This is a genomic window from Streptomyces sp. NPDC056987 (assembly GCF_042673865.1).
Taxonomy (GTDB): domain Bacteria; phylum Actinomycetota; class Actinomycetes; order Streptomycetales; family Streptomycetaceae; genus Streptomyces.
Window position 1 is genome coordinate 84,746 of sequence record NZ_JBHURV010000028.1, and the last position, 13,369, is coordinate 98,114.

Genomic DNA, 13,369 nt, shown 5'->3' on the forward strand with positions numbered 1-13,369 from the left:
CGGCATACCGCGACGATCAACAACAGTCAGCCCCTACGACAACCCGCCTTCAAGGTCAGTAACGTCTGCGCCATGAAGCGCGCTGCTATGACGACGACGCCGGAGAGTGTCCCGGCGCGCTGACAGATGATCTGATCCGAAGCCCCGGGGCAAGTGCCCCGGGGCTTCGTCGTACGCCCGGTCACTTGCTCCGCAACCAGCAAGGAGACCGCGATGACCACCGTGCACGACCACCGCAAGATCGGCCGTGAACTGGGCCTGTTCGACACCGATCCGCTGATCGGCGCCGGCCTGCCGTACTGGCTGCCCGACGGCGCGGCCGTGAGGCACACCCTGGAGGAGTACATCCGCGCCGCCGAGCGGCGAGCGGGCTACCAGCACGTGTACTCACCGGTACTCGGCAAGCGGGAGCTGTACGAGATCTCCGGACACTGGGCGCACTACAGCGACGACATGTTCCCCCCCCGATGGACCTCGGCGCAGAGCAGGTCGTCCTTCGGCCCAGCCTGTGCCCCGATCACGCGGTGATCTACCGCTCCCGCTCCCACAGCTACCGCGAACTGCCCCTGCGGATGGCCGAACTGGGCGGCATGTACCGCTCCGAACTCTCGGGCGTGCTCGGCGGACTGACCCGGGTGCGGGCCATCCAGCTCAACGACGCGCACATCTTCTGCACCCTGGACCAGGTCGCCGAGGAGGCGCAGGCAGCCCTGGAGATGATCCGCCAGGCGTACGAGGCGCTCGGCATCACCCCGACCCGCTACCGGCTCTCCCTCCCGGGCATCAGCGGAAAGTACGTTGCCGCACCCGAGAAGTGGCAACGGTCCACCGCCCTGCTGACCGACGTCCTCGACTGCTGCGGCCTGCACTACGAGGCAGCCGAGGGAGAGGCCGCGTTCTACGGCCCCAAGATCGACGTCCAGGTCACCGACGGCGCCGGCCGGGAATCCACCCTGTCCACCGTCCAGGTCGACTTCCACCAGCCCGAGCAGTTCGACCTGCACTACATCGGCGCCGACGGCGCCAAACACCGCCCGGTCATGGTCCACCGCAGCATGATCGGCAGCGTGGAACGAGCCATCGCCCACCTCATCGAACAGCACGGCAGGGCCTTCCCCGCCTGGCTCGCCCCCACTCAGCTGGTCATTCTCCCGATCTCCGACACCGAACTGCCGAACGCCGTAACCCTCGCCCAACGCTGTACCCGTCTGGGACTGCGTGCCCAGATCGCGGGACCGGACCGCGGCAGCCTGGGCGCCCGAATCCGAGAGGCCCGCCTGGTTCCCTACCAAGCCGTCATCGGCGCCAAGGAGGCCGCTGACGATCACGTCGCACTGCGCTTGCGTGACGGACGCCGACTCGACCCGCAGCCGGTCTGTGACGCACTCACCCAGATCAGCGCTCTCATCGAGGATCACAGCACCGAACTGTGGACCGACCTGGCCTCATAGCAGGCGCCGCGATCACGGTGGGCCGGCTGCCCGTACTGCCGCAGCGGTGGCGGTTGGCCCACTCGTTCTTCGTGTGGCTCCACGGCTACTTCTCCTCGACTCCGGCCGCCTCCCCTTAGTCCGGACAAGGGCCAGCGGCCTTACTGAAGTCCTTGCCCGAGCACTTCGCGGACGCGGCCGAGAGGTCGAAGTCGAGCACCTCCACGTCCACCTCCCCCGCGTGCTGAAGGCACCGCAGTGAGCTGCAGCCACAGGATGCCGGCCTACGCGTCGCGCCAGCCGTCGGTGGCACAGGCGACCTCGAAGTGCCACCACCCCTCCTCTTGGCCGCGGATGAGCAACGCCTTGATCTGGGTGGCGTCCGGGCCGCAGGTGGTGAGGTAGTTCCACTGGCCGCCCAGCTGTCCGGCGAGTTCGGCGGCGCGCAGTTGCACCGTGGCGGAGACCACGGGGTCGGTCATGAAGTCGGCGACGTGGCTGCGGGGGAGGACCAGGAGGTGGCCGTCGGTGCAGCCGCCGCTTCGGGGGACGATCGCGAGGTCTCGCAGCGGAGGTTGAGCTCGAATACCAAAGCCGAACTCTGAGCGGGAGTCGGCTCCGCAGCCCAAGCCGGTGTCGTTACGGCCGGGTGTCCAGGGCTTCGCGCCGCGTGGAGGCGGCGAGTAGCGTGCGGTACACGTCGACGTTGGCCTGGTCTCGGGGGGAGGTGGCGCCAGGCGCGTGGCCGCAGCGGCGGCGGAAGGGGCTCTTCATCAGGTGGGCTCCTGGTGGCAAACCATCGGAAATTGGACATGCTGCTCCCCCGCTTGAGTCCCAGCGGCCCTGGCCCATTACGACGTAATAGGCCGCCCGCTCTACACGAAGCGGAGCACAGGTCATTACGACGTAATAGCCCTGGAAACTCCCTGCCCCGCCAACAGCGACGTGAGTGGGGAGAGCACAGCGGGTGGTCGGTCGGGCCGAGGCGGGCTCGACCAGGCGCCCGGCATCCTAGGCGGTCGTTTCCTGGATCCGGCCTCGTCAACCCGCGCACTGCCGGTAGCGTCGTGCTGGGGATGGCCTGATGTCCGTTGTCAGCCAGGTACGCCGCAACAGGTCGGACCCGCCGCGGGCCACGCGCTGGTCCTGGCGTCCGCGCTGCTGATGGAGTTGCGACTGCGGCCCCGTTCGCTGGCGCTCGGGCGCGCGATGGACGTCCTCGAGCGTGCTGCCGCGACACAGCCGGAGGGCGGCACGCGACGCGCGGAACATGCTGTCAAGCGGGGGACGTCACCACAGGGACAGCACCCGGCAACTGGGCTCTCTGCTCCTCAACCAGGACAGGCGCTCGGTGGAAGGGCTGCGCCTGATCCGTGAGCGGGCCGCTCCGGACGACCCTGAAGGCTCCGCGGCGGCCGCCGCCGACTGGTCCCGAAGCGTGGCCGGCATGGGCGCATGGGAGGAGGCGTCGAAAGCGGCACAGATCGCTCTTCGCCGGGCCCTGCCACGGCTGGAGGCTGCTGGCGAAAGCCTTGAGGACCGTCTCGCGCGGACTCATGACGCCGAGGTCATCGCGGTCCAGGCGGCCCTCAGCGCGGCCCACGCCGGCGACCTGGGAACGGCGCTACGCAGCCTGGAAACAGTGGGATCCGGACCTTGCCCGAGCCCCGGGGCAGGTCCGGATCTGCGGCCGCCTCCCGAGGGAAGCGTCGTCGTCCACCTGTGTGCCTCGACCGGGGTGAACGGCCTCGCTCTGGGCGCGGACGCATCAGGCCGGACTGAGGCCCTGTGGCTCCCCGTCTCCGGCGAGGACGTGATCAGCCAGGCGGGCCTCTCGGGACTGAGCCAGGGCGCCACACCAGATCCCGCCTGGTACCGGCAGACCGTGGACATACTTGCCGGCTGGGCAGGCGAGCACCTGCTGAAACCGGTGCTGGATAAGTGGCCCACCTCCTGGCTCTGCGTGATCCCGCACGGCACGCGTCTCGGATCGCTCCCCCTGCACGCCGCGTGGTGGCCGGATCCCGCGTTGCCTGAGGGACGGCGCCATGTCCTCGACGCGGTACTGGTCACCGTCGCGAGCGGCGTCCAGCGGCCGAGGGCAGGCGAACCTCGCCTCGACGAACCGGACAGCATCCTTGCGGTCGCCGATCCTGAGCCCATACGTGAAAAGCCGTTGCCCGGGGCCCGACGCGAGGCCGGAAGAGCGGTACTTCACTTCACTCGATCCACGCTGCTCACCGGCACCGACGCGCGTCGCAACGCGGTTCTCGCAGCCCTCCCGGGAGCCGATGTCGTTCATCTGGCCACCCACGGCCGTACCGACCCGCTCCGTCCCCTCTTCAGCGAGCTGGTCCTGGCCGACGACGAGACCCTCAGCATGGCCCAATTGCTGGAGCAACCCCTGTCGGGCACCCGCCTGCTGGTGCTCTCCGCCTGCTCCCTAGGCCAGGGAGGAATCTTCTTCCTGGGGCCCCGCCCGACGGGCTCGCTGGTGCAAGCCCTGCTGCGCACATCGGCCGACAGCGGCGAACCGGCGGCCGCCGCCATGCTGGGCTTCTTCCTCGTGGAAGAGACACCAGCGCAGGACCTGCAGGCCGCGCGACACTGGCTCACCATGGCGGCACGCTCGGGCGACACCGACAGTGAACTGCGTCTGGGACAGCTGCTGGCCTCGACCGGTGACCGCGAACAGGCCCGGCGATGGCTCACGCGCGCCGCCGACAAGCTCGACCAGCAGGAAGAACCCGGTGACGGTACGAGACAGGAGAGCAGCCTGCCGACGGCCAGCGGCGATGACTTCATGCTGCGGGTCCCCGGGCCTTCCGGCTCCTCGCCGTCAGCACAGGCAGCGTATCTCCTGAGCCAACTTCACGGTGAGGATGGCGACACCGACGAGGGCCAGAGCTGGCTGCGCCTGGCTGTCAGGGCGCGTGCCTGAGGCCATTCTGCAGTTCATGGACATCCACGAGGACGAGACGGAACCACGGAACGACAAGGACATGGTGTGGGCTGGACTCACCGGGGCCGAACCCGGAACCGCACAACAGGACCCCGTGGCCGTGACCGATGGGAGCGGCCCGCCCCTGTCGGACGCGATCCGGCAGGGACAGTGGTACCTACTGCCGGAACAAGGCGTCACAGCCCTAAGAACCGTCCGAAAGCCGGGACCTGCCCACAGACCTGGTGGTCGGCGGGTGGCCACTCGACGAAGACGGGCGCTGCGGGCCGTTCGAACCCAATCCTCACTATGTGCCGGACAACGCCGCCAAGCCGACCGACCCGGCACACGCGTTACTACGACTCCTCACCAAGGGCCAGGGCTCCGCAGACCGGCTCCTCGCGCCGCTGCCCGACACCGTTCTTGAAATCGCCTGCGACGAGCAAGGCCAACCACTTCTCCTATCCGCCCCGAACGGGACGCTGTGCCTGCCGGTAGTCACTTCGGCCCTCCACAAACGCCGCCTGCCCCCGCCCGCTGGGAGCGCGTACTGGGAAGGACTCTGCCCGAGCTCGCGCCCGCCGGAGTGGAGATCCTCCTCAATCCCGGCGACCGAGCCCAGATCCTCCTGTTCACCCAAAGCCTGCTCCGCTGACGGAAAACCGATACAGGCTGAACCGTCTGGACGAACAAGCCCTCCAGCAGGAGCCGGTCTCGCACGCATCGGTAGCAGCGGGCCGCTCCATCACCGCGTTGGAGCGGGAAGAGACCCAGCTGCGCCTACTGCCGTCAACCCTCCGACCCTGGGCCACGTCGAGTCCCGTGCGCTCTGGCGTCAGGAAGCCCACGAAGGCCCCTACTCGCCACGAGAACCTTCCGCTCTAGTGGTCGTCTCCGGACAACTCCGGCGCCTCCCAGAGGGCTCAGCCTCCCGGCCTATTACGCCGTAATGGCCAGCTGCCCGTCGAGGAGGGCACGGAGGCTATTACGGCGTAATAGGCCAGATGGCTTCCTGACACCCCGACAGTTTCGGAAAACTAACGTGTCGATGAAGCAAAGGATCACTGTCGTTAGTAAGGTGTCGGCCATGAGTTCTCCAGCTACCTCCGGCGACCGCGAGAAGGTCGTCTCCAAGCTGCCGGGATGGCTCCGGCAGAACCTCAAGATCAGAGCCGCCCAACACGGCACCGAGATCCAGACCGCCGTCGAACAGGGCATCAAGGACTGGTGCAATCTGGCCTCCGCCACGGCGCCCGTCGATACCGCCGGCGCCGACTCCTTCTCCACGTTCCTCCCTTCCGGACAGTGGGAAGACTTCCGTCAGGTCGTCGCAGACCGCCGTGTCTCCCTCATCCAGGGCCTGGCCCAGTCCGTCCAACTCTGGCTCGACTCCAACCCCGCCCCACACGTGGAACGCCCCGAGGTCACCCGCCGCATCGTCGTCTGCAACCAGAAGGGCGGCGTCGGCAAAACCGCGATCACAGCCGGCCTCGGAGAAGCACTCGCCGAAAACCCCAACGCCCTGCACTCCGTCCGAGTCGCCAAGGCACTGGCCAAGGCACTGCGAGCGAGCGACAGCCAACCCGGCACCGAAACCGTCAGCGATCCGCTCGACATTGAAAACCTGCCCGGCCTCGGCATGCGCGTCCTGCTCGTCGACTTCGACCCGCAATGCCACCTCACCAACCAACTTGGGGCCACGCCACTGCCGATGAATGGCGACAGCCTCACCAACCACATGGCGGGCGATCCCAAGGGCAATCTCGGTGACCTCATCGTCTCCATCGACGACGACACGTTCGGCGGCCGACTGCATCTTCTGCCCGCCTGCAACGACGCCTTCCTCCTCGACGTGCGTCTGTCCGCCGTGAGAGCACGAGAAGCAGCCCTCGAACGCGCCCTTGCTCCGCTCGAAGCCGACTACGACGTCATCCTGGTCGACTGCCCGCCGAGCCTCGGACTCAGCATGGATGCCGCCGCTTACTACGGCCGCCGCCGCGATGGCGAGAAGGCCGGCCAGTCCGGGGCCCTGATCGTCGTCCAAGCCGAGGACAGCTCCGCCGACGCCTACGAGCTCCTGACCACACAGGTCGACGACCTCCGCAGCGACCTGAAGATCGACATCGACTACCTCGGGATCGTCGTCAACCTCTACGACTCACGACGCGGTTTCATCGCGACGTCCTCGCTGCAGGGGTGGGTCGACATAAAGGACCCGCGGGTCGTCGGCCTCATCGGAGACCTCAAGGAACAGAAAGAAGCAGTCCGCGTGAAGCAGCCCCTGCTGTCCTACGCCCCCAAATCACAGCAGGCGATCGGTATGCGAGCGCTGGCCAGGGAGATCGCATGAGCAAGGCAAGGCAACTGGGCGCCGGCCGATTCGGCGGGGGGGTGGGATCCGTCAGCGCACGCCGACAAGCCGTAGCCGCCGCTACCGGAGTACCCACCGACGGCATCGCCCCGCCAACCGAACTCCCCCCGCACCACATCAGCCTCAACCCGGAAAACCCCCGCTCCACCCTTGGCGACCTGACGGACCTGGCCGGCAGCCTGAAGACTCACGGCCAGAAGCAGGCCATCACGGTCATGAACCGTGACGCCTACATCACAGCCAATCCCGAGCGCGAAGCCGACCTCGAAGCCGACACCACCTACGTCGTCATCGACGGAAGCAGCCGCCTTGCTGCCGCCCGAGAAGCCCAACTGGAGACCGTTAAGATCCTGGTCAGCGACGACCAAGGCACCACCCCCGAGGAACTCCTCGAATCCGCCCTCGTCGCCAACATCCACCGGCAGGACCTCGAAGAAGTCGACGAAGCCCGCGCCCTCCAGCGCCTCCTGACCATCCACGGCAGCCAGACCGTCCTGGCCAAGCGACTCCACCGCTCCCAGGGATGGGTCTCACAACGCCTCGCCCTGCTCAACCTCACCCCCGAACTCCAGGCCCGGATCGGCGAAGAACCCATCGACCTGCTGCGGGCAGTCGGCAACAAGCCGCCTGCCCGCCAAGAAGCAGCACTCGCTGAACTGAAGACAGAACGAGCCCGCAAGGAGACGGAGAAGAAGGAGCGCAGTCGCAGAAGCTCGGCTCGGATGTCTGAGCGTCCCGAGACGGGTACATCCAACGGCGATTACGACGTAATAAACGAACCGCGAGAGCCTGCCGCGTCCACCTGCCCTGAAGAACAGAGCCGCAGCGCGGATCAACCTGCAGTCCCGACACCAGCGATCGCAGAGGATGAGCCCCCCACTCCCGGATCAGAGAGGGCCACGCCTCCCCTTCCGGCACAAGCCACAACAGCCGAAGCCGCCGCCTCAGCTGACCAGCAGCCGAAACCGTTCCCCTACGAGGACGGCACGTTCGCCGCACAACACCTGATCCGCAAGATGCCGCCAGGCGAACTCCTCAAGATGCTGGACATGCTCATCAAGCACAGGGACAACCAACCTGTCTCTGCGGGCTGATTTCATTGGGGACCGACTCAAGGGGAGGTACCCCGCGTAGGAAGTGCCGTAAAGGGCCGGGTCCCGGACTGGAGATTCGGCCCTTGAGGCTGGAACAGCGAAGGGTCGGCGCCCTGATGCGGACGGGATCGAGCACGAGCGCCTGGAGGCCGGGGACGAGCGGGCGACGACGTGGTCCGTGGTGATCATCATGCGGGAGACTGTGTGCGTGACGCTTCCTGCTCCCTTTGCCGCTCCTGAAGAGATCCACGATCACCTCATTGATCACCTCATTGATCAGCTCAACCTCACCCTTCGCCGGCCCGGGATGTTCGGGGGCGAGGTAGCTTTTCAGGTCCTGATTAACCACCTGCTGTTCGTGGAGCGCCAGCCCGAGGCGTGGGCGGAGCTGAAGCAAGGCTGGCAAGAGCGGGGGCTGTGGACCTCCACAGGCCCCACCGGGGCCTTCCGCGCCGTGTTCCCCTTTCAGGTCGACTGTTGCGAGGTCGCCTCGGTGTACGGAGTCACCACACTGCGCGAAGACGACTTCTTCCACAACCGCCAAGTCGTCAGCCTCGGTGACACCCGCCATCTCAACTCCGCCGGGTATGAGTAGTTGCGGTACAGAAAGTGCCGCTGAGATTGATCTTGCTGTGGCGGGGGCTTCAAGCTGCCGGGGCACGGCTCCGGCGCGCAGTTCCCGCAGGTCCGGGATGTGGTTGTACAGGGTGCCTGGGGAGACGCCCAGCAGTTTGGCGATCGAGGTGATCGAGAGGCCAGGATCGGGTAGCAGGTCGCGGGCCGCACGGATGACTTCCTCGGTGGCGACGGTGGGACGTCCGCCGACCCGGCCGCGGGCGCGGGCGGCGGCCTCCCCGGCCTCGGGGAACATCGGTACAGCGGTTGGCGCTGAGAACGATCATGGTCAGGGCGTGAGCGTGCTGACCCGGTTCTCGTACTCGCGGCGGGCCTTGCGCTGGGCCAGGACCGCGGGCACGCCCTGGCCGCCGTCGAGCGGCCGGCAGCGGGCGAGGAGCTGGCGGTGTACGGCCGGGACGGCGCTGACGCGCAAGGTGTAGCCCTGGCCGCGCCGTACGGTCGCCCCCTGGTCGAGCGCGGCGCGCTCGACGGGCACCAGCTCGGTGGCGCGGAGAAAGTCGGCGCCCTGTTCACCGAGAACAAGGTGTTGCAGGTCAGGGTGGTGCATCGCCCGTCGCAACGGCCACGGTTACGACTAAGCCGAGCCACACCAGAAAAACATCGGCGTGGAAGACCGGCCGCCTGTCGGTCTTCCACGCCGATCAGGAACCGTTACCGCCCAACGCCAGAGTGCTGGCGAAGGGCAGGAAGCCGGGCTCGAACTGGGCCGTTACGGGCGGCGTGAGCGGGTCACGGATCGCATGAGCTGCTCCAGGTCGGCCTCGCCCTCCGGGGTCTGCGCGCCGTGCTCCAGCGCCCTGCCCATGAGCGCGAGGGCGATCGGGTCCGCGATCAAGCTGGCCCAGGCGATCTCCTCACGCTCGTAGCCCTCGAGCGGACGAGCGGGCGCCAAGATCTCCTTCGCGCGCAGGGCGACGTTGTCTGCGAGACCGGCGATGTTGCGCGCGACGCGAGCAACGAACTCGTCGAGTTCCGCTGCGGGCACCGCACGGTTGACCCACCCGTATGCGGCAGCCGTGGTCGCGTCGTAGAGATCTCCGGTCAGCACGATCTCCAAAGCTCGATTACGGCCGACACGCTCAAGGAGATACTGCGTCCCGCCCCCAGCGGGCACGATACCCATGAGGCTCTCAATCTGCCCGAGCCCGGCAGTCTCGGTCGCAGCGAACACCATGTCGGCGGCCGCGACGAACTCCGCCCCGCCGCCTCGCGCCTTGCCAGCGAGCTTGACGATGATCGGCTGCGGCTGATTGCGGAGCAGTTCCCCGACAGCCTGGAACACGTTCACCCCCTGCGGGGTGGCGTCAACGAGCTCGTTGAAAAGACCTTCGTCGTCGAGGATGTGCATGTCGACGTGGGCAAGGAAGAACTCCGGGTTCGCCGAGGAGAACACGATCACCTTCACCGACGAGTCGTCGCGAAGCTCTCCCAGAACGCTGGCGAGGTCCTTCATCAGCATTGCGCTGATGACGTTCACCGGAGGATTGTCGAGCACGATCTCGGCGACACCGTCCGCGACGGTCACGTGCAGGGTCGAGCAGGACTGTGGCATGAGCGCCTTTCGTAAGTATGTGTTAAGCATGTAGGTTTGCGATGCATACCCATACTGCGTTAACACGCAAGACGTCGTCTAGAACGCACTTTGGAGGACCTAGAGCACATGACTGATACCACCCCCTACACGGCGCACGGTGATCAGAGCGTGCTGTTCGCCGTGGACTGCCCCAGCCGGCCGATCCTCGATCAGATCGCCGACAAATGGTCCATGATGGCCCTCGCAGTGCTCCAGCAGCCGACCCGGTTCAACGAGATCAAGCGCCGACTCGATGGGGTGACCCAGCGTGTCCTCACCCAGACGCTCCGACGTCTGGAGCGGAACGGCATGATCACCCGCCGCATCATCCCCACATCCCCGATCGGCGTCGAATACGCCCTCACCCCCCTCGGTGAATCACTGCTCGAACCATTCGGAAGGCTCTACGACTGGACCATCGAACACGCCTCGACCATCCGAGCAGCACAAGCCGACTACGACGCAGAACCCAGACCATTCACGACCACGGGACGGCCCAAGCTGAACGTGCCCTCTGACAGTCCGATCCGTGCACATCACCTGCCGCAGCGCTGAGTCGGAAGCAGCCCGCAAGGAGCACTACAAGCAGATCTACGCTCCCGCGCAGGAGCGGCGGAAGCAGGCGAAGACGGACCCGGCCACCGAGGCACAGGTGAAGTACCTGACCACGCTCGCGGAGAAGTTCGGCAAGGAGCGGTTCGACGCCGAGTTCATCAAGGTGATCAAGGACAGCGACATCGCCCCGCGCGCTCCCCGCCAGCGGTGCGCGACGGCCGCGAGACGGCTGACCAGGGCCAGGGCCCGCAAGCTCATCACCGCCCTGGTCAGCCACGACTAGGGCCTGTCTGACAAAAGATCACCGAGCGGGAATCTACATGCTCGGGTCTGATTGCCTTGCCGTCCCGAGAGCGGCCCGTGATTCTGGGCTGGTGCCAGGACAAGGGAAGAGAAGGCGGCGGCAAGACGCCGAGAGTCAGCGGCTGGCCGCTCGCACCGCGCCGGACGCGGGACAGTGGGAAGTGATCGTGGAGACTCGGGACCAAGCGGAGATACGTACGCGATTGCGCCTCCTTCGGGAGGCAGGAGTCGACGGGGCGATGATCCGGATCGACACGCTGTGCGGGCGCCAGGCGTTCCCGACCACATACCGGCTGAGCCGGTATGTGACGGCCCCCGGGTGGGAGCCCGCGCACGAGCACTCTGATCATTGATGTCGTGGCAGGGCGAGGTGGGTTGACGGATGCGGCATGGGGGCGGATAGCACCCCTGCTGCCTGGGGTAGCTGGACGTGGACGGCACTGGCGGGATCACCGGCAGGTCATCAACGGGGTTTTGCGGCGGTTGCGGACCGGTGCTCCGTGGCGTGACCTGCCGGAACGGTATGGGCCGTGGCAGACGGCCTACGAGCGGTTCGCTCGCTGGGAGGCGGACGGAACCTGGGCCCGTCTGCTTGAACAGGTCCAGCGCGGAAAACGCGAGGTAGTGACAACAAAAGCGGCCATCTGGTGACAGATACCGAGAGCAATAACCCGCGGCCCACGTCAGCCAGCAAAACAGTGACAACTATCTCGATCAATCACACTGGTGCAGACGCAAGCAGCCTGGAACGCGACCTACACGGCGCTCGCCGCGCCCCGCCCCCGCGACATCACCGCCCTGCGCCGTCGCCTGCTGCTCCTGTCCCTACGGCTGTGATGGCACCCCTACTGGGAGACCGTCCCCTCGGTGCCCGCGGCACGCTCCGGGCTGCGGGCAGCTGGTCCGCGCCCGGGAAGTCGTACGGGCCGCGTCTTCCCCTGCACCTGCCGGCGTTCCTTCGCCCAGCGCCACGCGGACGTCGGCGTGTCCGCCGACGTCCCGCTTCGAGGCTGACAACGCACTAGCAGCCCACCCGCCCTGATGGTGTGCTGGGGGGAACGAGGCTTCTGGGGGGGGAGAATGCTTGAGACGGTGTTTCATACCGACGATGTACCGGCAGGCATGGGGGCGGACGCGTATGTGGAGGGGCTGTCCAGGTTGCATGCGCCGGTGGCCGTGGTCAGCAGCGCGGACGAGGGGTTCTGGGCGTACAAGCGGATAGTGGAGATGGGCAGGGTGTCCCTATACACCACGGGGCTCGATTCCCTGACGATACGCAGGACGCCGAGGATGATCCGGCAGTCGGACCCGGAAATGTACAACCTGGCGCTGATCACCCGGGGCACGACCGTCCTCACTTTTGACGGGCGGGACAGGGTGTACGGCCCGCTCGAATTGCGCACCGGCGAGTCATCCCGGCCGTTCGAGTTGCGCATGGACAGCCGCGGCGAGCGTGTCGAGGCCATCTGCGTGGATGTGCCGAAGGCCGTACTGCCGTTGCCCCGGGCCATGGCGGACCGGGTCATCTGGCGCCCGCTCGACGGGCGCGGCGGCGTCGGGGCCCTGTTCGCCGGTTTCCTCACGACCCTTGCGGCGAACACCCGTTCCTACACCGCCGCCGACGTGCCGCGGCTGGAGACGGTCCTGACCGACCTGCTCGCCACGCTCTTCGCCCACGAGCTCGACACCCTCGACGCCCCCCGGAAACCCGCCACCACACCCTCACCCTGCGCGTGCGCTCCTTCATCCACCAACGCCTCGGCGACCCCGACCTCACCCCAAACGCCGTGGCCGCGGTCCACCACATCTCGGTCAGCCAGCTGCACCGGATCTTCCAGGAGAAGGCTCTGGCGGAGGGCGGACCGAGCACGGTGATGGGCTACATCCGCCACCAGCGTCTGGAAGGCGCCCGGCGCGACCTCGCCGACCGGGCCCAGTCCACCGTGCCCGTCCACCGCGTCGCCGCACGCTGGGGCTTTACCCACCACGCCGTCTTCACCCGGACCTTCCGCGCCGTTTACGGCATAGCGCCCCGTGACTACCGGCATCAGAAACTTGATACCGGACAGTAGGAAAGTATGGGCGGGTACCTGCCCGCAAGGCCGTGGCACTGGAGAGTTCGACTGCTCGCGGGGTATCGGTGTTGCGGGCCCGTCACCAAAAAAGCGGATCGCGCGGCCATGACGCTGAGGTCGGTGGGTGTGGGACGTGCGAAAGCCAGGTCACGGAGCTCCTTCGCACGGGCCGCGGCTTCGGCAGCACACGGGCAGATGGCCATGGGCCGACGGTGGCGTACAGCCTGGCTCCGGACGACGAAATGCCGCTGCCCCCCACCACAGGCGGTGGGGGGCAGCGGGTGCACCACGGAGTGGGGTTGCCTCCTACTGCCCGCAGAACTGTCCCGTGCGTGCGACGGTTGGTCATGGTGCGGTGGAACCGGAGGCGAATGCTGTCGGTGGTCTG

The 13,369-nt window shown here is 67.2% G+C and carries 12 protein-coding genes and 2 pseudogenes; 10 read left to right on the top strand and 4 right to left on the bottom strand.

From position 1 onward, the window contains the following. Positions 1-222 precede the first annotated feature (222 nt). Positions 223-1,451 (top strand): annotated as a pseudogene (gene thrS, locus ACFTZC_RS28540) (threonine--tRNA ligase). A gap of 263 nt (positions 1,452-1,714) precedes the next feature. Here the strand turns inward: thrS and ACFTZC_RS28545 are convergent. Together ACFTZC_RS28545 and ACFTZC_RS28550 are read right to left on the bottom strand one after the other, a co-directional pair. Further along, on the bottom strand, positions 1,715-1,912 hold the full coding sequence (locus tag ACFTZC_RS28545; RefSeq protein ID WP_382894499.1) for a hypothetical protein: 198 nt from the start codon (positions 1,910-1,912) through the stop codon (positions 1,715-1,717). A gap of 157 nt (positions 1,913-2,069) precedes the next feature. Continuing rightward, a complete protein-coding gene (locus ACFTZC_RS28550; RefSeq protein ID WP_382894500.1) occupies positions 2,070-2,204 on the bottom strand; it encodes a hypothetical protein in 135 nt (44 codons plus the stop codon). A gap of 577 nt (positions 2,205-2,781) precedes the next feature. On the opposite strand from ACFTZC_RS28550, the gene ACFTZC_RS28555 reads away from it, so the two are divergent. The 4 genes from ACFTZC_RS28555 (at position 2,782) to ACFTZC_RS28570 (ending at position 8,431) form a co-directional block, all read left to right on the top strand. Next, the gene (locus tag ACFTZC_RS28555) at positions 2,782-4,371 is read left to right on the top strand and encodes a CHAT domain-containing protein (RefSeq protein WP_382894502.1); all 1,590 of its coding nucleotides are present in this window, start codon (positions 2,782-2,784) and stop codon (positions 4,369-4,371) included. 1,087 nt (positions 4,372-5,458) lie between these two features. Further along, on the top strand, positions 5,459-6,721 hold the full coding sequence (locus tag ACFTZC_RS28560) for a ParA family protein (RefSeq protein ID WP_382894504.1): 1,263 nt from the start codon (positions 5,459-5,461) through the stop codon (positions 6,719-6,721). Next, positions 6,718-7,836, top strand: a complete 1,119-nt coding sequence (locus ACFTZC_RS28565) for a ParB/RepB/Spo0J family partition protein (protein WP_382894506.1) — start codon at positions 6,718-6,720, stop codon at positions 7,834-7,836. The genes ACFTZC_RS28560 and ACFTZC_RS28565 overlap by 4 nt, the downstream gene beginning before the upstream one ends. A gap of 178 nt (positions 7,837-8,014) precedes the next feature. Next, positions 8,015-8,431, top strand: a complete 417-nt coding sequence (locus ACFTZC_RS28570; RefSeq protein ID WP_382894507.1) for a hypothetical protein — start codon at positions 8,015-8,017, stop codon at positions 8,429-8,431. 309 nt (positions 8,432-8,740) lie between these two features. Here ACFTZC_RS28570 and ACFTZC_RS28575 read toward each other — a convergent pair whose 3' ends face one another. Together ACFTZC_RS28575 and ACFTZC_RS28580 are read right to left on the bottom strand one after the other, a co-directional pair. Continuing rightward, positions 8,741-9,022, bottom strand: coding sequence for a hypothetical protein (locus ACFTZC_RS28575; protein WP_382894509.1), 282 nt, complete (start codon positions 9,020-9,022; stop codon positions 8,741-8,743). Between the two features lie 162 nt (positions 9,023-9,184). Further along, complete coding sequence (locus tag ACFTZC_RS28580; RefSeq protein ID WP_382894511.1) at positions 9,185-10,000, bottom strand: enoyl-CoA hydratase/isomerase family protein; 816 nt, start codon at positions 9,998-10,000, stop codon at positions 9,185-9,187. A gap of 135 nt (positions 10,001-10,135) precedes the next feature. Between ACFTZC_RS28580 and ACFTZC_RS28585 the strand changes: the two genes are divergently transcribed. From ACFTZC_RS28585 to ACFTZC_RS28605, 5 genes and pseudogenes are all read left to right on the top strand, one after another. Then, positions 10,136-10,603: a winged helix-turn-helix transcriptional regulator gene (locus ACFTZC_RS28585; protein WP_382894512.1), complete on the top strand. Its 468-nt coding sequence runs from the start codon at positions 10,136-10,138 to the stop codon at positions 10,601-10,603. Beyond that, positions 10,578-10,886, top strand: coding sequence for a hypothetical protein (locus ACFTZC_RS28590; RefSeq protein WP_382894514.1), 309 nt, complete (start codon positions 10,578-10,580; stop codon positions 10,884-10,886). The genes ACFTZC_RS28585 and ACFTZC_RS28590 overlap by 26 nt, the downstream gene beginning before the upstream one ends. 377 nt (positions 10,887-11,263) lie before the next feature. Beyond that, positions 11,264-11,512 (top strand): annotated as a pseudogene (locus tag ACFTZC_RS28595) (transposase); the annotation flags it as partial. A gap of 474 nt (positions 11,513-11,986) precedes the next feature. Continuing rightward, positions 11,987-12,781: a hypothetical protein gene (locus ACFTZC_RS28600; protein ID WP_382894516.1), complete on the top strand. Its 795-nt coding sequence runs from the start codon at positions 11,987-11,989 to the stop codon at positions 12,779-12,781. Next, positions 12,694-12,978: a helix-turn-helix transcriptional regulator gene (locus tag ACFTZC_RS28605; protein ID WP_382894518.1), complete on the top strand. Its 285-nt coding sequence runs from the start codon at positions 12,694-12,696 to the stop codon at positions 12,976-12,978. Before ACFTZC_RS28600 ends, ACFTZC_RS28605 begins: the two co-directional genes overlap by 88 nt. Positions 12,979-13,369: the final 391 nt, after the last annotated feature.